This is a genomic window from Paracoccus jeotgali (assembly GCF_002865605.1).
In the GTDB taxonomy this organism is placed as follows: Bacteria; Pseudomonadota; Alphaproteobacteria; order Rhodobacterales; family Rhodobacteraceae; genus Paracoccus; species Paracoccus jeotgali.
This window is the reverse complement of the sequence record NZ_CP025583.1, coordinates 2,890,344-2,906,801: the sequence shown is the minus strand read 5'-3', so window position 1 is coordinate 2,906,801 and position 16,458 is coordinate 2,890,344. Positions and strand designations below refer to the sequence as shown.

Genomic DNA, 16,458 nt, shown 5'->3' with positions numbered 1-16,458 from the left:
TGTCTGGCGGGCGGGGCCGGATCACCAGCCCCACCCGATTGTCCGAAGGCCGGTCAGCCGCCGGTCGCTTCCTTAATGCTGGCGATCAGATCGGCGCCGATGCGGTCGGCCATCTGGTCGTGGACGGGCAGCAGCACCTCTTTCCAGGCGTCACGCTCTTCGTCGGTCATCTCGTGGAACTCGGTCGTGCCGGCGTCGCGCATGGCCTGCATGGCGGCGTCGTTTTCGTCCTTGGCGATGCCGTTGGCGAAGACGGTCGCTTCTTCCATCGCCTTTTCCAGCTGGCCGCGCACATCCTCGGGCAGGTCGTCCCAGAACTTCTTGTTCACGATGACCGCATAGCCGAGATAGCCGTGGTTCGACAGCGTCGCGTGTTTCTGCACCTCGTGCATCTTCTGGGTGTACATGTTCGAGGGCGGGTTTTCCGTCCCGTCCACGACGCCCGTCTGCAGGCCCTGATAGACCTCCGAGAACGCCATGACCTGCGGCACCGCGCCCAGCGCATTCATCTGCGCTTCCAGCACCTTGGACGACTGGATGCGCATCTTCAGGCCAAGGAAATCGTCCGGCGTATACAGCGGGCTGTTGGCCGACATGATCTTGAAGCCGTTGTCCCAATAGGCAAGGCCGGTGATGCCCTTATCCTGCAGCTTTTCCAGCATCTGCGCGCCGACCGGACCATCGGTCACGGTGCGCAGCTCGTCATAGCTGTCGAAGATATAGGGCAGATCGAAGGCCTCGAAATCCTGGATGCCCAGCGGCCCGAACTTGGCCAGCGAGGGCGCGAGCATCTGGACAGCGCCCAACTGCAGCGCCTCGAGCTCTTCCTTGTCCTTGTAGAGCTGGCTGTTGGGATAGACTTCGACCTTGACCTTGCCCTCGGTGTATTGCTCGGCCAGTTCCTTGAACTTTTCGGCACCCTTGCCCTTGGGCGTATCAGGCGCGACGACATGGCTGAACTTGATCGTGATGTCCTGGGCATAGGCGCCAGCGCCAAGGCCCACGGAAATGATCGCCGCGATGCCGGCGGTCAGGAAACGGTTCATCTTTACCTCCCCACAGTGTCTGATCTTGCGGCAGGATCGCTGCGCGACCCCGCTCTTTTCCTGTCTTAGGACGAAACCGGCGCGATGCCTATTCGATTTTCTTCGCCCGCGCATTTCCGTCCGACAGTTCTTGACCAAAGACGGGTTAGACCTGTTATATTTCGAACTTGAAAGTTTACGCGACAGCCGGGGGAGGAGTGGCGCGTGACCGAACATTGGCGACCGCGACCACCGACAGCCGATCCGCGCCGTTTTCAGGGCGATCTGCGCGCCGTTTGCGGTGCCTTTCAGGTTCATGCCGCGGCCCGGCCCGCCGGTCTGGTCACGGCCGAGCGTTTCGGCGGTTTCGATCTGGTGCGGGTGGCGACCAATGCCCGCGCCATTGAACGCGACGCCACCGATGCCATGCGCGACCATGTGCCGCATTATTTCCTGATCCGGCAACTGTCCGGGCGGTCGCATATGGCGCAGCGCGACCATCAGGTGACGCTGCAGCCGGGTGATTTCTTTCTGGCCAGTTCGACCCGCGCCTCGCTGTTCCGGTACGAGGGGAACTCGGTCCAGGCCTCGCTGCATCTGCCCCGCGCACCGCTGAGCGATGCTTTCGGCAAGGCCGCCGCCGGCGGGCTGCATCTGCCGGGCGATTCGGTGATGGGGCGGGCGGTCGGGCGGGCCTTGCGGCGGCTGGCCGGTCAGGTGGACGAACTGGCGGAGCTGCTGGCCATCGCCCAGGGCGGGGGCGACAGCGGGCTGCGGCTGGCGGATGCGGCGCAGGGGCTGATCGCGCGGCGGGCCAGCGACCCGGCGCTGACGCCTGCGGTGCTGGCCGAGACGCTGGGGGTCAGCCTGCGCTGCCTGCAACGCGCGCTGGCGGCGACCGGGGACACCGCCTCGGGCGCGATTGCGGCGCGGCGCATGGCGCTGGTGCGCGACCTGCTGCGTCAGCGCAGCGACTTGACCGTGACCGCCTGCGCGGCGGCGGCGGGCTTTCCCGACATCTCGCGCTTTACCCGCGATTTCCGCGCCGCGCATGGCTGCACGCCGGGGCAATACCGCCGCGCGCCCCAGCCCGACGCCGCCCCGAATGTCGCGATTCGCCAAGACAGGCCCCAAGCCCGCGCCTAGCCTGTGCAGCCGAGGCGACGCCAGCGCGCGTCACACAGGGAGGACCGAATGACCACGACTTATGCCAATATCATCGACGGGCAGCGCGATCAGGAAGGCGACGGCTTCGACGTGATGAACCCCTCGACCGGCGCCGTTGCCGGGCGGGCCATCGGCGCGAACGAAGCGGCGCTGGATCGGGCCGTGGCCGCCGCGCGACGGGCCTTTCCGGGCTGGGCCGCGACCCCCTGGGCCGACCGGCAGGCGGCCTGCAACCGGATCGCCGGGCTGATCGGCGACCATGCGGCCGAACTCGCCGAATTGCTGACGGCGGAGCAGGGCAAGCCCCTGAACGGCGTCGGCGCAAGGTTCGAGATCGGCGGCTGTCAGGCCTGGACCAGCTATACCGCCAGCCTGACGCTGGAACCGGAGGTGCTGCAGGACAATGACGAGGGCCGGGTCGAGCTGCACCGCGTCCCCATCGGCGTCGTCGGCGCGATCACGCCGTGGAACTGGCCGGTGCTGATCGGCATCTGGCACATCGTGCCCGCCATTCTTGCCGGCAACTGCGTCATCATCAAGCCGTCCGAAAACACCCCCCTGTCGACCCTGCGGCTGGTCGAGATCATGCAAGAGGCGCTGCCGCCCGGCGTGGTGCAGGCGCTGGCCTCGGAAGGCGAGATCGGCCGGCTGATGACCGCGCATGAGGATATCGACAAGATCAGCTTCACCGGCTCGATCCCGACCGGGTCCAAGGTGATGGAATCGGCCGCCAAGACCATCAAGCAGGTGACGCTGGAACTGGGCGGCAACGATCCCGGCATCGTCCTGCCCGATGTCGACCCCAAGGCCATCGCCGAGGGGCTGTTCTGGGGCTGCTTCATCAATAACGGCCAGACCTGCGCGGCGCTCAAGCGGCTGTATGTGCATGACGATGTGCATGACGAGGTGGTCGAGGCGCTGGCCGGTGTCGCCCGCGCCATGCCGATGGGCGACGGCATGGACGAGGACAACGTCATCGGCCCGATCCAGAACCGCGACCAGTACAACATCGTCAAGGAATTCGTGCAGGACGCGCTGGACAAGGGCGCCAAGGCGGTCTGCGGCGGCGTGCCCTCGGGCAACGACCTGTTCTTCCCCACCACCATCCTGACCGGGGTCGAGCCGGGGATGAAACTGCATGATCTGGAACAGTTCGGCCCCGCCATCGGCATCACCCGCTGGCGCGACGAGGATGCGGTCGTCGAACTGGCCAATGACGACAAATGCGGGCTGGGCGCCTCGGTCTGGTCGGCCGATCCCGACCGCGCCCGCAAGCTGGCCGACCGCATCAGCGCCGGCACCGTCTGGATCAACAAGCACGGCATGATCCAGCCCAACGCCCCCTTTGGCGGGGTCCGCAAATCCGGCATCGGCGTCCAGTTCGGCGTCGAGGGTCTGCGCGAATGCACCAACATCAAGACGATCATCCGCTGATCGCCATACGGGAGGAAACCATGAGACTTCTGAAAACCACACTTGCCGCAGGGCTGACCGTTGCCGCCGCGCTGGCCGGCAGCGCGGCCTTTGCCCATCCGCTGGACGGCTTGTCCGGCGACGAGATCCGCCGCACCACCGAGATCCTGCGCGAGGCGGGCGAGGCCGATGGCGACACGCTTTACCCGCTGATCGAGCTGAAGGAACCGCCCAAGGATCAGGTCCTGGCCTGGCAGCCGGGCGACAGCCTCGACCGCCGCGTCATCGTCGATTACGCCACGCCCGACGGGTTCAAGCGCGCCATCGTCAACCTGACCGCCGGCAGCGTCGAGGAAAGCGCGCCGACAGAAGGCCAGCCGATGATCCTGTTCGGCGAGTTCATGAAGGCGATGCAGGTCGCGCTGTCCGATCCGCGCATGGTCGAGGGGCTGGAAAAGCGCGGCGTCAAGGCCGACGAGGCGTTCTGCCTGCCGCTGACTGCCGGCAACTTCCTGACCCCGGAATATGAAGGCACGCGGATGATGAAGGTGCCCTGCTACAAGGCGCCGTCCGAAAGCTCGAACTGGTATGCAAAGCCTCTCGAGGGGCTGTATGCGATGGTCGATCTGCAGCAATCCAAGGTCGTCGACGTCATCGACATCGGCGAACTGCCCGCGCCCACCGACAACTGGGGCTATACCGAGGCCGAGATCGCCGAACGCGCGCCGCTCCGCGACCGGGGCAACCCGCCCCATCTGGTGCAGGAAGGCGGCCCGAACTTCACCATGGAGGACGGCCTCGTCAACTGGGACATCTGGCGCTTCCGCTGGCGCACCGACAAGCGCCCCGGCCTGGTCCTGTCCGAGGTGGACGTGAAGGACGGCGAGGAATGGCGCAGCGTGCTCTATCAGGCGCATCTGTCCGAGGTCTTCGTGCCTTACATGGACCCGTCCGAGGGCTGGTATTGGCGCACCTATATGGACAGCGGCGAATACGGCTTCGGTCTGTTCCTGACGCCGCTGCGGCGCGATGTGGACTGCCCCTCATTCGCGACCTTCCTGCCGGCCGTGGTCAATGACGATGCCGGCAACCCGTTGGAGATCCCGGACGCCGTCTGTATCTTCGAACGCAATATCGGCGACCCGGCATGGCGCCATTTCGAGGTCTTCGCCCAGGGCGAGAACCAGTTCACCCCCGCCGAGGGCCGGCCGGAAACCGAACTGGTCGTCCGCACCGCCTCCGAGGTCGGGAATTATGACTATCTGATCGACTACCGCTTCAAGCAGAACGGCCAGATCGAGATCCAGATCGGCGCCACCGGGCTGGACGCGGTCAAGGGGTCGGCCACGACCCATATGGACGATCCGACCGCCGAAGAAGATACGAAATACGGCAGCCTGATCGCGCCGCATCTGATCGCGCCGAATCACGACCACTACTTCAACTTCCGCCTCGATTTCGACGTCGATCAGCCGGCGAACATGGCCTCGACGCTGGACATCGTGCCGGCGGAAAACCTGCCCGACGTGCCGCGCAAGTCGATGTGGCAGGTGAAAGAGGTGATGGCCGATTCGGAACTGAACGCGCGCTATACCTTCAGCGCCTTCAAGCCGCGCTATTTCCATGTGATGAATCACGACCGCAAGGGGCCGCTTGGCCACAACCCGGCCTATATGATCCATCACGGCAATGTCGCCTACGGGCCCTATGATTTCGACAACGACCCGCCCTTCAAGCGCAACCGCTATCTGGAATACAGCCTGTGGAACACGGTCTATGACCCCGATCAGCGCTATGCCGGCGGCACCTTCGCGATGCAGTCGGACGGCACCGACACGCTGGCGCAGTGGGTCGAGGACGACCAGTCGCTGGAGAACGCCGACATCGTGTCGTGGTTCACGGCGGGCTTCCACCACATCCCGCGGACCGAGGACTGGCCGGTCATGTCGACCGACTGGAAGACCATCCACATCATGCCGATGAACTTCTTCGCCATGAACCCGGCGGCAACCATCCGCCTGCCGGCCAGCGACGAGGCCGCCCTTCCCGACAGCGCCGAGGAAGCCGCCACCGAAGCGACCGAGACCGACATCACCGACAAGGCCGGTGACGAGGCTGCGGCCGAAAACGCCGCCGCCGATGCGACGGCACCTGCGGCGGATGGGGCTGCCGACACCGCGACCGAGGCTGAGGCTGAGGCTGAGGGTGAGGCCGACGCCGACGCTAACGCAGAACCGGCGAGCGACACGCTGGACCAGGCGCTCGACGCCGCGCTCGGCGGCGCCGAAACCGCCGCCGAGGTGACGGCCGAGGAAGCCACCGAGGCCGCCGACGCCGCCGCCGAAGCCGCGCGCGAGGCGCTGAGCGAGGCGCAAGAGGTGCTGCAGGGTCAGGACGCGCAGACCCTCGACACCGCGCCAGCGCCGACGCCCGCGCAGTAAGGGGCGCAGACTGAACCGGGGGGCGGGGCGCGTGCGCCCCGCCCCTTTCTGTTGCGCGGTCTCGGTGAAAATTGTGGCGCGAAAGGTGCTGGAGGGTCATCGTCACGCAGACCCTCGCGGCCACGCCGCAACCCCAGTCCGCGCCCGGAACAGAAAGCGGGCAGCTACGTCCCGCCCTGTCAGGCTAACCCGCCCCGCTACTCCGCCGCCAGCGAGGTCGCGCCTTCGGAGGGGTGCAGCCGCGCCGCGCGTTCCAGAAACCGCCCCACCCGCGCCGCGCAGGCCTCGTAACCCGCCGAGGGCTGCATCCGCTGCGCGTCCAGATACATGGCGCGGTCGATCTCGATCTGCATCACATGCACGTTCTGCGCCGGGCGGCCGTAATTCGACACCATATAGGCCCCGGAAAAAGGCGCGTTCAGCCGAAAGCGAAAGCCGGCATCCCGGATCAGCCCGGCCAGCCGGTCGCGCAGCACCGGCCCGCAGCCCTGCCCGTGCCGGTCGCCCAGCACCACCTGCGGCAGCGGCCCGACCAGATGCGAGATCGCGTCATGCGGCATCGAATGCATGTCCAGCACGATGACCCCGCCGAATCGCGCCCGCGCCTCGTCGATCAGGCCGCGCAGGGTCGCGTGATAGGGCCGCCAATAGGTCTCGACTCGGCGCTTGGCCTCGGCCAGCGCGATGGGCCGGGCGCGAATCGGGCGCCCGCCCGCGACCACGCGCGGAATCACCCCCAGGCCGGCCAGCGCGCGGGGCGAGGCCGGCTTGCCGCTGCGGCAGGTCAGCGTCAGCGGGTCGAATTCCTGCGCCGCCCGGTTCAGATCGACGATGCTGCGCGGGACGCGTGCGGTCAGCGTGACCGCCCCTGCCGCCAGCGCGGGCCGGATCATCCGGTCCATGAAGGCATCCTCGGACGAGCGCAGCTCGACCATGGTCAGGTGGCTTTCGTCCAGAAACCACTGGGGATAATCGCGCCCGGAATGGGGCGAGCAGACGATGACGCCGCTTTCCCACCGCGCCGGGCGCAGCAATTCCGGGGCAAGATCTTCCTCGGTCGTGGCTCGGGATGGCATCGGATACCCCTTGTCGCGGCGCGGCTGCCACAGGCGGCCGGACTTCGTTTATATCGGCGCGCTTTTCTGTCGCCAACCGTCTTGAAACCGCTGCGGACTGCCTATATAGACCCCCGAACCAAGGCGATTGCGGCCCCTTCGGGTGCGGATCGGCGCGGCTATCGGGCGGTTAGCTCAGCGGTAGAGCACTACGTTGACATCGTAGTGGCCACTGGTTCGATCCCAGTACCGCCCACCATTTTTCACCGCCCCCGGACATGGGCCGGGGGTATTTCAGTTTCAAGGCGCTTGGCTGAGCGCCGCGATGAGGAGAGACCGATGAAGGTTCGCAACTCGCTCCGCTCGCTCAAGAGCCGCCACCGCGATTGTCAGGTGGTGCGCCGCAAGGGCCGGATTTACGTCATCAACAAGACGAATCGTCGCTTCAAGGCCCGTCAGGGCTAAGACGACACCGGGCCAGCTTGGGCCGCAGACAGAAAAACCCGCCCTCACCGGCGGGTTTTTCCATGTCTGGCCCCCCGCCTGTCAGACCGGGAAGCCCGGCGACAGGCGCAGACCGCCCACGGCCATGCCGCGCCAGTTCCGCATCGGGTCGGTCAGCAGCCGCCCGACGACGGGATGGGCGGCGTCCAGCACGCCCAGATGCACCAGCAGCGCGGTGATCGCGGCCTCGGACGCTCGCGTGGCGCCGTCGACGATCTTGACCGCGACGCCCAGACGCTTTTCGGGGATGATCGCGATATAGACCGCCTCGGCCCCGGTCTTGACGGCGACGTGGCCGCCCATCGCCCGCATCAGCTCGGTGCAGGCGCGCCCCTCGCCCGCGACCAGCTCGGGATAGGCGCACATCGCCTGCACAAGGCTCTCCATCGCGCGGCCGCGCGCATCGGCGGCGGGCTGGGCGAAGGCCGCCATCGACCGCGCCAGCCCGGTGATCGAGCCGGCGAAGTTCGGGGCCGAGCAGCCGTCGATGCCCATGCCCGCCGGTTCCTCGGCCGAGACCTCGGCGGTGGCCTGCCGGATCGCCTGCTGCAACGGGTGGTCGGGTTCGACATAGTCCGGCCCGGCCTTGGCGTGGCGGGTCCAGGTCAGAAACCCGGCATGTTTGCCCGAGCAGTTGTTGTGCAGCTGGTTCGGCTTGTGGTCCGAACAGGTCAGCCGCCGCGCCTCGTCCCGGTCCCAGGGCATGTGGCAGCCGCAGCGCAGATCGCTGTCGGCCAGCCCCAGCCCGTCCAGCCACGCGCCCACCTTGCCCACATGCAGCGCCGCGCCGTTATGCGAGGCGCAGCTCAGCGCCAGTTCCTGCGGACCCAAGCCCGCCGCCGCCGCCGCGCCCGATTCCAGCAGCGGCAGCGCCTGCACCATCTTGCAGGACGAGCGCGGAAAGATGATCGCCTGCGGATCGCCCCAGGCGCCGACGATGTCGCGCCCGTCATGGATCACCGCATGGCCGCGATGCACGCCCTCGCGCAGATCGCCCCGCCACAATTCGATCATTTCCGCTGCCGCCATCGGCCTTTCCCTTCTTTTAACTGACAATTGCGCGATTTCCTGCCGATTGGGGTTTTTTCGCCCGGCGATTTGGCGCTATCTTGGCGGCGAAACGGAACATTGACCACAGGCATCGTCAAGAACGCCATCGGGCAGGAGGCAGAACATGACCATCACATCGCTGCGCGGCGCTGCCGCAATCATCGCCGTCGCAACCGCGCTGGCCACGTCGGTCGCGCCCGTCATGGCGCAGGAATCGACCAATGTCGTCGCGACCGAGGGCGATTGGACGGTGTTTGCCGGCAGCAATCCCAAGGAATGCTGGGCGGTCTCGCCGCCGAAATCGACCCGCAACACCAAGGACGGCCAAGTGGTCGAGGTGCAGCGCGGCGATATCCGGCTGTATGTCGCCTATCGTCCCGGCGCGGCGGGCGAGGTCAGCTTTACCGGCGGCTATCCCTTCAAGCCCGGCTCGACGGTCAAGGTCGATGTCGGCGGCCAGAAATTCGACCTGTTCACCGAGGGCGAGAACGCCTGGACCGGCTCTTCGGCCGAGGATGCCAAGCTGATCGCCGCGCTTCGCGCCGGGTCCAGCGTCACGCTGACGGCGGTGTCGTCGCGCGGCACCCAGACCGTCGACACCTTCAGCCTGTCGGGCATCACCGCGGCCACCAACGCCGCCAAGGCCCGCTGCCAGTAAGCCGCTTCGACGCGCAATAACGCTGAAACGAAAGGCCCGGCTTGATTGGCGGGCCTTTTCTGCTTATGTCTGGCCCCTTCCCAGGGATTTTGCCGCCATGACCGCCCCGATCACGCAAGACGTGCTGACCATTCCACGCAAGCTGCCCGACTCGGGTCGGCTGAACATCGTCGGCCTGACCCGCGACCAGTTGCAGCAGGCCCTGATTCAGGCTGGAACGCCCGAGCGTCAGGCCCGGATGCGCGTGGGCCAGATCTGGCAATGGGTCTATCATTGGGGCGTGCGCGACTTTGCGCTGATGACCAACCTCGCCAAGGATTACCGCGCCCTGCTGGCCGAGCGGTTCGAGATCGCCCTGCCCGAGGTCGTCACCCGTCAGGTCTCGGCCGACGGGACGCGGAAATACCTGCTGCGGATCGCCGGCGGCCACGAGGTCGAGGCGGTCTATATCCCCGAGGAAAACCGCGGCACGCTCTGCGTCAGCAGCCAGGTCGGCTGCACGCTGACCTGCTCGTTCTGCCACACCGGCACGCAAAAGCTGGTCCGCAACCTGACCCCGGCCGAGATCGTCGGGCAGGTCATGCTGGCCCGCGACGATCTGGGCGAGTGGCCGGAACCCGGCCAGCCCAAGGACGAAACCCGGCTGGTCAGCAATGTCGTGCTGATGGGCATGGGCGAGCCGCTGTATAATTTCGAATCCGTCCGCGACGCCATGCGCGTGGTCATGGACAATGAAGGGCTGTCCCTGTCGCGGCGCCGGATCACGCTGTCGACCTCGGGCGTGGTGCCAGAGATTGCCCGCACCGCCGAAGAGATCGGCTGCCAGCTCGCCGTCAGCTTTCACGCCACCACCGACGAGGTCCGCGACATTCTGGTGCCGATCAACAAGCGCTGGAACATCCAGGCGCTGCTGGACGCGCTGCGCGACTATCCCCGGCTGTCGAACAGCGAACGCATCACCTTCGAATATGTGATGCTGGACGGCGTCAACGACAGTGACGAGGACGCCCGCCGCCTGATCCGCCTGATCCGTGGAATTCCGGCCAAGATCAACCTGATCCCCTTCAACGAATGGCCCGGCGCGCCCTACAAGCGCAGCAGTTGGGAGCGGATCGAGGCCTTCGCCGACATCATCTACAAGGCCGGTTACGCCAGCCCCATCCGCACCCCGCGCGGCGAGGACATCATGGCCGCCTGCGGCCAGTTGAAATCCGCCACCGAGCGCGGCCGCAAATCCCGCGCCCAGATCGCCGCCGAAGCCGGAGGCGAGGGCGCGTCAGCCTGATCGGGTTGGCGGGGGCGCGGCTGATCGTGGCTTGATAGCGCGCTGTCATCGAACAGCCCCATCCGTGTCAGTCCACGAATGGGCTCAGCCCGATCGCTGACCCGATCCCCCGACGCTTTCCGCTCTACCGAAAACACCCATCGCGCCCGTCACGCGCGATGGTCGCCGCCCCGTCCGCGATGCTGCGCGAGCGTTTGCTCGCGGCGGTCGGGCTGCGTTTCTTGGGCGAGGGCAGCACGGCCGCCAGCCGCGCCGCCTGCGTGGCGCTCAACGCGTCGGGCGTGGTGTTGAAGTGATGCGCGGCGGCGGCGTGGATGCCAAAGACGCCGGGGCCGAACTCGGCCACGTTCAGATACACCTCCAGGATGCGCCGCTTGGTCCACACCGCCTCGACGGCGGGCGTCAGCACCGCCTCGGCCGCCTTGCGCAGCCAGCTGCGACCCTGCCAAAGATAGGTGTTCTTGACCACCTGCTGCGTGATGGTCGACGCCCCGCCCGACCGACCCGAGGCGATGACGCGCCGGATCTCGACCATGTCAAAGCCCCAGTGCCGGCAGAAATTGGCGTCCTCGGCCGCCACTACCGACCGCGCCATGACCGGCGCGATGTCCTGCATCCGCGTCCATTCGCGCTGAACGATGGGGTAATCGCGCGATGCCTGCAGGATGGTCAGCGTCGTCGGCGGGTTGATCAGCGCAAACATCACTACCATCCCGAAGGCGGCGATCAACACCCGCAGCAGCAGAAAGCGCAGCCACCGCCCCAACCAGCGCAGCGGCCGGAACCGGCGCCGGGGCGCGGGCGCAAACTCGTCGGCATGGTCAGGCGGAACGGCGCGGTGCATGAGCGCCTCGTGTCACGCGAGGGCGCGGATCGTCAAGGGCCGGGGCCGCGGGGTTGACGCGCGGCGTGGGTGGCAGGCAGGTTGCCCCGGCCAGCGCCACAGGCTTACGCATGAGAGGAACACCATGACCGATGCCGACTGGATCGCCGCCGAGTCCGGCCCCCGGACCCTGCGCGCCTGGGCCATGCGCGGCGATGACCCCGTCGAGACGCGAAGCCTCGACCGCCGCGAGGGATTCGAGGCCACGCTGGCGCAATTGCTGTCCGGCTGGCCGCAGGTGCCGGTGATCGCCTGCGGGATGCGCGACCCGCCCCGTGACGGCATCGACGCGGCGACCCGCCGCGTCCCCTGCCCGGCGCTGCCCCTGCCGCTGGTGACGGTTCCCGAAGGCGCGGACGGGCGCAGCCTGCGGATGGTGGCCGGGATCACGCAGGCCGATCCGCCGGACCTGATCTGCGGCGACGAAACGCGCCTCGCCGGGCTGCTGCTCGCCGCGCCGGATTTCGATGGGGTGGTTTGCCTGCCGGGCCATCACACGCGCTGGGTGCGCGTCTCGGCGGGCGAGATCTGCCACGTCCAGACGGTGATGACGTCGGATATTCTGCAGGCGCTGTCGCAGGAGACCGCCCTGCGTTTCAGCCTGCTCGGTCAGGATAATGCCTTCGATGAAACCGCCTTTGACGAGGCACTCGACCTGTCCCTGTCCCGCCCTCATGCCGCATGGGGCCGGCTGTTCCGCCTGCGGGTCGAGGCGATGACCGAAAACGCGAACCCCGGCCATGTGGCGGGCTGGCTTGCGGGGCTGGTGATCGGGTTGGATCTGGGGGCGTCACGGGCGATGTGGCTGGGGCAGAAGGTGCTGATCCTGGGCGCGGATGCGCTGGCGCCGCACTATCACCGCGCGCTCGATCGGCAGGGGGTGGGGCCGCTGAAGGGCGATGCGACCGCCGCAACGCTGGCGGGCCTGAGTGAGGCGTGGCGCAAGGTCAGGCAGATGAACTGAGGTCGGCACGCCTGCTTCGGCTGTCGTTGAGGTCGGTAGGGCTGAACCCTGCCGACTGCCCCTCGCCGCCCCCCAACACACCCCCACAAGAGACGCCCGCCGCTGCGCACCAAGGCGCAACGGCGGGCGATGCAAAAACGCAGATTTCCTCAGCCGCCCGGCTGGGCAAAGACGCCGCAGGCGATGCGGTCGCCGGAATCGCCGGCGGGCTGGGATTCGTAATCATCGGCGCCGGAATGCATGACAAAGGCCGCGCCGTCCGCGTCCAGCAGATGCTCCTCGACGTTCAGGCCAGGCAGGAACACCTCGAGCTCGGCATCGCCGCTGTCTGGCACGGTCAGGTTCGGCATGTCGCCCGGATGCGGCCCGCCCTCGACCATAACGCCATGCGACCGGTCGCCGGCGATGTGCCCGCCCGCCGATTTGAAGTCCGGCGCGCTGCAATCGCCCGTCTCGTGCAGGTGGATGCCGTGGACGCCGGCCGGCAGGTTGGTCAGCTTGATCCGCGCCAGCGCCGTCCCCGAGGGCGTGTCGCTGACATTCACCGTGCCGAGATCGCTGCCCTCGGTGTTCTTGACCGTCGCCGTCACCTCGGCCGCAACGGCGCCTTGGGCCAGAAATGCAGCAAACCCGAGTGTCCAGATCATCTTCATGTCGAAATCCCTTCCTGTCATCCCGGCCGCGATCACGCGACCCGTGCAATGAAGGGCAACCATGCAGCACCGGGATTGTTCCGCCCGGCGTCGGTCGCGGGCGTTCACAGGCCAGCGCGTCAGCGCCGGGTCATGTTTGCGGTGTGGTGGTCGATGGCGTCCTGCAGGTCGTTGTAGAAAGTCAGCTTGCCGTTTTCCAGCACTGCGCCGCAATCGCAGATCTCTTTCAGCATCCCCAGCCCGTGCGAGACGACGACCGCCCCCGCATTGGCCAGCCGCGCATGCAGCACCTCGTTGCTTTTCGCGCGGAAATTCGCATCCCCGACCGAGGTCACCTCGTCGATCAGATAGGTGTCGAAGGGCACCGCCATCGACACCCCGAAGGCCAGCCGCGAGCGCATCCCCGAGGAATAGGTGCGGAAGGGCAGATGGAAATGCTGGCCCAGATCGGCGAAATCCTCGACGAAATCCAGCATCTCCTGACTGTCGATGCCATAGATGCGGGCGACAAAGCGGACATTCTGCGACCCCGTCAGCTCGCCGTGAAACGATCCGGCAAACCCCACCGGCCAGGAAATCGTCCCGGTCGAATAAATCTTGCCCGAGGTCGGCAGCAGCCCGCCCGAGATCATCCGCAGCAGGCTCGACTTGCCGGCCCCGTTGCGCCCCATCAGCGCGACCGAGGCCCCGGTCGGAAAGACCTGCGTGATGTTGTCGGCGACGGTCTTTTGCCGCCCGTTCAGGTAGTAGGTCTTGGTCAGGTTCTGCAGCCGGATCATGGCGGTGACCTAGCGACGGTTCCGGACGCTGTAATAGACCAGCACGCCGATGGTCCAGATCAGCAGCAAAAAGCTGCCCGTGATCAGGAACAGCTTGAGCCGCTGCGGATATTCCGGCATCTGCGCCAGCGTCGGGCGCACATAGGCGGCCAGATAGCGACTTTTCTGCTGCGCCTGCGCCTGCGCCAGATCATAGGCGGCCAGCGCGGCGGTATAGGTCCGCTCGGCGAATTCGCGGTCTACGACCAGCCGTTCATATTCGCCCACGACGGAGGAAAGCTGCTCGCCATCCGAGGACTGGCCGCCGAATTTGCGGCGCTCCTGGTCGATCTGCTCGCGGATGACGTTGATGCGCAGCGCGGCCTGTTCGATGCGCGGATCGTTGCCGCGGGCGTTGGATTGCAGGATGCCGCGCTGGATCAGCGCCTCGGCCAGCTGCTGCTGCAGCGAGTTCAGAATACCCACCTGCTGCTGCACATCGGCGACCGGATCGACCAGCTGATAGCGGTCGCGGAACTCGGTCATGGTCTGGCGGGCGAGCTTGAGACGCTCGACCGCCTTGTCCAGCTCGACCCGCGCATTGCGGATGCTGTCCTCGCGGGCGACGGCGTTCAGCTCGTTGATCATCGCCGAGCTTTCGTCAAAGATCTGCTGCGTCACCGCATAGGCGTCTTCCGGATCGAAGGCGAGGACGCGGACATCCAGCATCCCCGAATCGGTATGGACCTTGACCATGCGGCGCCAGTGATTGGTCAGCTGCTCGACCCGGTGATCGCCGTGATAGGCAAAGATCGGATCGTTCTCGGGCTGCGACCAGATGTTGACGAGGTCAAGCTTTTCATCGACGCGCTGCACCAGCTCGCTGCTGGTCAGGAACTTGTAGAGGATGTCCGGGTCCGAGGTCGAGCTTTCGCCCAGCCCGGTGATGCCGCCCAGCAGGTCGATGGCGCCCGCCGTGCCGCTTTCGCTGCGGACCGAAAAGCCCAGATACGAGGCGTATTGATCCTTGGCATAGCCCCACAGATAGACCCCGCAGGCCAGCAGCGGCAACAGCACCGCCAGCACGAAGGACAGCGCCACGATACGGTGACGGCGCTCGACCTTGGCGGGACGGGCGGGCGGCAAGACCGGGATGACGGGGGCAGCGGCGCCAACGCCGGGACCGGCTGGCCGTGCGGCAGCAGGCCGCGCACCGGGGAGCGGGGCGGCGGCGGGTCGTGCGGCGGCACCGGCAGGCTGGGGCGCGGGATTGGCGGCAGCGGGTGCTGCGGCGGGTTTGGGCGCTGCTGGGGCTGCTGGGGCTGCGGCGGGGCTGGCGGCTGCGGGTTTGGGCGCAGGCGCAGGTTGCGCGGCAGATTTCGCGGTGGGGGCCGCCTCGGCCGCTTGAGGTTTGGGTTGCGGCACGGGATTGGCCGAAGGATTGGCCGCAGGTGCCGCACTCGCCGGCTGCGGCGCAGGCTTCGCCGCACCCGATTGCGGCGCCGCTGCGGGACCGCCCGCCGAGGGCACCGCCGCCACCGCAGGCTTTGCAGCCGCAGCCGCCGGCGCGGCCTTGGCCGGGGCGGGATTGGCGCCCTCGCCCTGCGCCGCGTTGGCGGGCACGGGTTGCGGTCCTGGTGTCTGGTTCGACATGCGCGACAAGCCTTCTGTCTGGCGGGCAGGCGTTGTAATTTCCGTCCCCTTCCTACATAGCAGCGGAACGATGTCCATAGTTCCTTGCGGCGTCCGGCCCGGCGATCAGGGTCCGGCGCTGCCCCGTCGATGCCACACCGGATCCTGACATGACAAGCTTGCGCACCGTCGGTTCGACCCGCAAATTCTCGACCCTCCGCGCCATCGGCGCCCTCGTCATGCGCGAGATGTCGTCCAGCTATGGCAAGACGCCGGGCGGATATCTGTGGGCCGTGCTCGAGCCGGTCGGCGGTATCATCATGTTGACGCTGATCTTTTCGCTGGCCTTCCGCAGCCCGCCGATGGGCACCAACTTCGCCATCTTCTACGCGACCGGCGTCGTACCCTTCATGCTGTATAACGATATCGCGAGCAAGATCGCCCAAGCCCTCGGGTATTCGCGGCAGCTGCTGGTCTACCCCTCGGTCACGTTCTTCGACGCGATCATCGCACGTTTCGTCACCAACATGATCGCGCAGTTGCTGGTGGTCTATATCGTCTTTTTCGGCATCGTGACCGTCTTTGACACCCGCACCGATCCGGACCTGCCCAAGATCGCGCTGAGCATCAGCATGGCGGCGACCTTTGGCCTGGGGGTCGGGATGATGAACTGCTTTCTGTTCAACTACATGCCGATCTGGCAGAAGGCGTGGGCGATCATCAACCGGCCGCTCTTCATCATCAGCTGCGTGATCTTCCTGTTCGATTCGATCCCGCAGCCTTACCGCGACTATCTGTGGTACAACCCGCTCGTGCATGTGGTGGGGCAGATGCGGGCGGGGTTCTATCCATCCTATCACGCCGATTATGTCAGCCTGAGCTATGTCTTCGGGGTCAGCCTGACGCTGATCGCGGTCTCGCTGGCGCTGCTGCTGCGCTATCACCGCGACCTGCTGGATCAGATGTAGCC

The 16,458-nt window shown here is 66.8% G+C and carries 15 protein-coding genes and 1 tRNA gene; 9 read left to right on the top strand and 7 right to left on the bottom strand.

The window, feature by feature from the left end:
* Nucleotides 1-53 precede the first annotated feature (53 nt).
* A complete protein-coding gene (locus CYR75_RS13980; protein ID WP_101500603.1) occupies nt 54-1,046 on the bottom strand; it encodes a TRAP transporter substrate-binding protein in 993 nt (330 codons plus the stop codon).
* Nucleotides 1,047-1,250: 204 nt separating this feature from the next.
* Here CYR75_RS13980 and CYR75_RS13975 point away from each other — a divergent pair, with 204 nt between their 5' ends.
* The 3 genes from CYR75_RS13975 to CYR75_RS13965 are packed head-to-tail and all read left to right on the top strand — an operon-like array spanning nt 1,251 to nt 6,046.
* Nucleotides 1,251-2,171 (top strand): helix-turn-helix domain-containing protein, encoded by a 921-nt coding sequence (locus tag CYR75_RS13975; RefSeq protein WP_101500602.1) that lies wholly within the window; start codon nt 1,251-1,253, stop codon nt 2,169-2,171.
* Nucleotides 2,172-2,219: 48 nt separating this feature from the next.
* Entirely contained in the window at nt 2,220-3,626 is a 1,407-nt protein-coding gene (locus tag CYR75_RS13970; RefSeq protein WP_101500601.1) for an aldehyde dehydrogenase family protein, read from the top strand.
* Between the two features lie 20 nt (nt 3,627-3,646).
* Nucleotides 3,647-6,046, top strand: a complete 2,400-nt coding sequence (locus CYR75_RS13965) for a copper amine oxidase (RefSeq protein WP_192876660.1) — start codon at nt 3,647-3,649, stop codon at nt 6,044-6,046.
* 197 nt (nt 6,047-6,243) lie between these two features.
* On the opposite strand, the gene CYR75_RS13960 is transcribed toward CYR75_RS13965, so the two are convergent.
* Entirely contained in the window at nt 6,244-7,122 is an 879-nt protein-coding gene (locus CYR75_RS13960) for an N-formylglutamate amidohydrolase (RefSeq protein ID WP_101500600.1), read from the bottom strand.
* 163 nt (nt 7,123-7,285) lie between these two features.
* Between CYR75_RS13960 and CYR75_RS13955 the strand changes: the two genes are divergently transcribed.
* Nucleotides 7,286-7,360: transfer RNA gene (locus tag CYR75_RS13955), tRNA-Val, on the top strand.
* An 80-nt stretch (nt 7,361-7,440) separates the two neighbouring features.
* Nucleotides 7,441-7,566 (top strand): type B 50S ribosomal protein L36, encoded by a 126-nt coding sequence (gene ykgO, locus CYR75_RS13950; RefSeq protein WP_042245282.1) that lies wholly within the window; start codon nt 7,441-7,443, stop codon nt 7,564-7,566.
* 81 nt (nt 7,567-7,647) lie between these two features.
* Here ykgO and CYR75_RS13945 read toward each other — a convergent pair whose 3' ends face one another.
* Nucleotides 7,648-8,634, bottom strand: a complete 987-nt coding sequence (locus CYR75_RS13945; protein ID WP_101500599.1) for an asparaginase — start codon at nt 8,632-8,634, stop codon at nt 7,648-7,650.
* Nucleotides 8,635-8,779: 145 nt separating this feature from the next.
* Here CYR75_RS13945 and CYR75_RS13940 point away from each other — a divergent pair, with 145 nt between their 5' ends.
* Entirely contained in the window at nt 8,780-9,313 is a 534-nt protein-coding gene (locus CYR75_RS13940) for an invasion associated locus B family protein (RefSeq protein ID WP_101500598.1), read from the top strand.
* A 97-nt stretch (nt 9,314-9,410) separates the two neighbouring features.
* The gene (rlmN, locus tag CYR75_RS13935; RefSeq protein ID WP_101500597.1) at nt 9,411-10,598 is read left to right on the top strand and encodes a 23S rRNA (adenine(2503)-C(2))-methyltransferase RlmN; all 1,188 of its coding nucleotides are present in this window, start codon (nt 9,411-9,413) and stop codon (nt 10,596-10,598) included.
* A gap of 124 nt (nt 10,599-10,722) precedes the next feature.
* On the opposite strand, the gene mtgA is transcribed toward rlmN, so the two are convergent.
* Complete coding sequence (mtgA, locus tag CYR75_RS13930) at nt 10,723-11,442, bottom strand: monofunctional biosynthetic peptidoglycan transglycosylase (protein ID WP_101500596.1); 720 nt, start codon at nt 11,440-11,442, stop codon at nt 10,723-10,725.
* A gap of 124 nt (nt 11,443-11,566) precedes the next feature.
* On the opposite strand from mtgA, the gene CYR75_RS13925 reads away from it, so the two are divergent.
* Complete coding sequence (locus CYR75_RS13925; RefSeq protein ID WP_158644665.1) at nt 11,567-12,445, top strand: 2-dehydro-3-deoxygalactonokinase; 879 nt, start codon at nt 11,567-11,569, stop codon at nt 12,443-12,445.
* 149 nt (nt 12,446-12,594) lie between these two features.
* Here the strand turns inward: CYR75_RS13925 and CYR75_RS13920 are convergent, their stop codons facing one another.
* From CYR75_RS13920 to CYR75_RS13910, 3 genes are all read right to left on the bottom strand, one after another.
* Nucleotides 12,595-13,098 (bottom strand): superoxide dismutase family protein, encoded by a 504-nt coding sequence (locus tag CYR75_RS13920; protein WP_101500594.1) that lies wholly within the window; start codon nt 13,096-13,098, stop codon nt 12,595-12,597.
* A gap of 119 nt (nt 13,099-13,217) precedes the next feature.
* Nucleotides 13,218-13,877 carry an ABC transporter ATP-binding protein gene (locus CYR75_RS13915; protein ID WP_101500593.1) on the bottom strand — a complete coding sequence of 220 codons (660 nt, stop codon included), beginning with the start codon at nt 13,875-13,877 and terminating at the stop codon, nt 13,218-13,220.
* A gap of 9 nt (nt 13,878-13,886) precedes the next feature.
* Complete coding sequence (locus CYR75_RS13910; RefSeq protein WP_158644664.1) at nt 13,887-15,479, bottom strand: hypothetical protein; 1,593 nt, start codon at nt 15,477-15,479, stop codon at nt 13,887-13,889.
* Nucleotides 15,480-15,658: 179 nt separating this feature from the next.
* Between CYR75_RS13910 and CYR75_RS13905 the strand changes: the two genes are divergently transcribed.
* Complete coding sequence (locus CYR75_RS13905) at nt 15,659-16,456, top strand: ABC transporter permease (RefSeq protein WP_101500591.1); 798 nt, start codon at nt 15,659-15,661, stop codon at nt 16,454-16,456.
* The last annotated feature ends 2 nt before the right edge of the window (nt 16,457-16,458 follow it).

Coding starts and splice junctions, on each gene's coding strand:
- CYR75_RS13980 (WP_101500603.1), bottom strand. CDS start 1,046: ATGAACCGTTTCCTGACCGCCGGCATCGCGGCGATCATTTCCGTGGGC.
- CYR75_RS13970 (WP_101500601.1), top strand. CDS start 2,220: ATGACCACGACTTATGCCAATATCATCGACGGGCAGCGCGATCAGGAA.
- CYR75_RS13965 (WP_192876660.1), top strand. CDS start 3,647: ATGAGACTTCTGAAAACCACACTTGCCGCAGGGCTGACCGTTGCCGCC.
- CYR75_RS13960 (WP_101500600.1), bottom strand. CDS start 7,122: ATGCCATCCCGAGCCACGACCGAGGAAGATCTTGCCCCGGAATTGCTG.
- ykgO (WP_042245282.1), top strand. CDS start 7,441: ATGAAGGTTCGCAACTCGCTCCGCTCGCTCAAGAGCCGCCACCGCGAT.
- CYR75_RS13945 (WP_101500599.1), bottom strand. CDS start 8,634: ATGGCGGCAGCGGAAATGATCGAATTGTGGCGGGGCGATCTGCGCGAG.
- CYR75_RS13940 (WP_101500598.1), top strand. CDS start 8,780: ATGACCATCACATCGCTGCGCGGCGCTGCCGCAATCATCGCCGTCGCA.
- rlmN (WP_101500597.1), top strand. CDS start 9,411: ATGACCGCCCCGATCACGCAAGACGTGCTGACCATTCCACGCAAGCTG.
- mtgA (WP_101500596.1), bottom strand. CDS start 11,442: ATGCACCGCGCCGTTCCGCCTGACCATGCCGACGAGTTTGCGCCCGCG.
- CYR75_RS13925 (WP_158644665.1), top strand. CDS start 11,567: ATGACCGATGCCGACTGGATCGCCGCCGAGTCCGGCCCCCGGACCCTG.
- CYR75_RS13920 (WP_101500594.1), bottom strand. CDS start 13,098: ATGAAGATGATCTGGACACTCGGGTTTGCTGCATTTCTGGCCCAAGGC.
- CYR75_RS13915 (WP_101500593.1), bottom strand. CDS start 13,877: ATGATCCGGCTGCAGAACCTGACCAAGACCTACTACCTGAACGGGCGG.
- CYR75_RS13905 (WP_101500591.1), top strand. CDS start 15,659: ATGACAAGCTTGCGCACCGTCGGTTCGACCCGCAAATTCTCGACCCTC.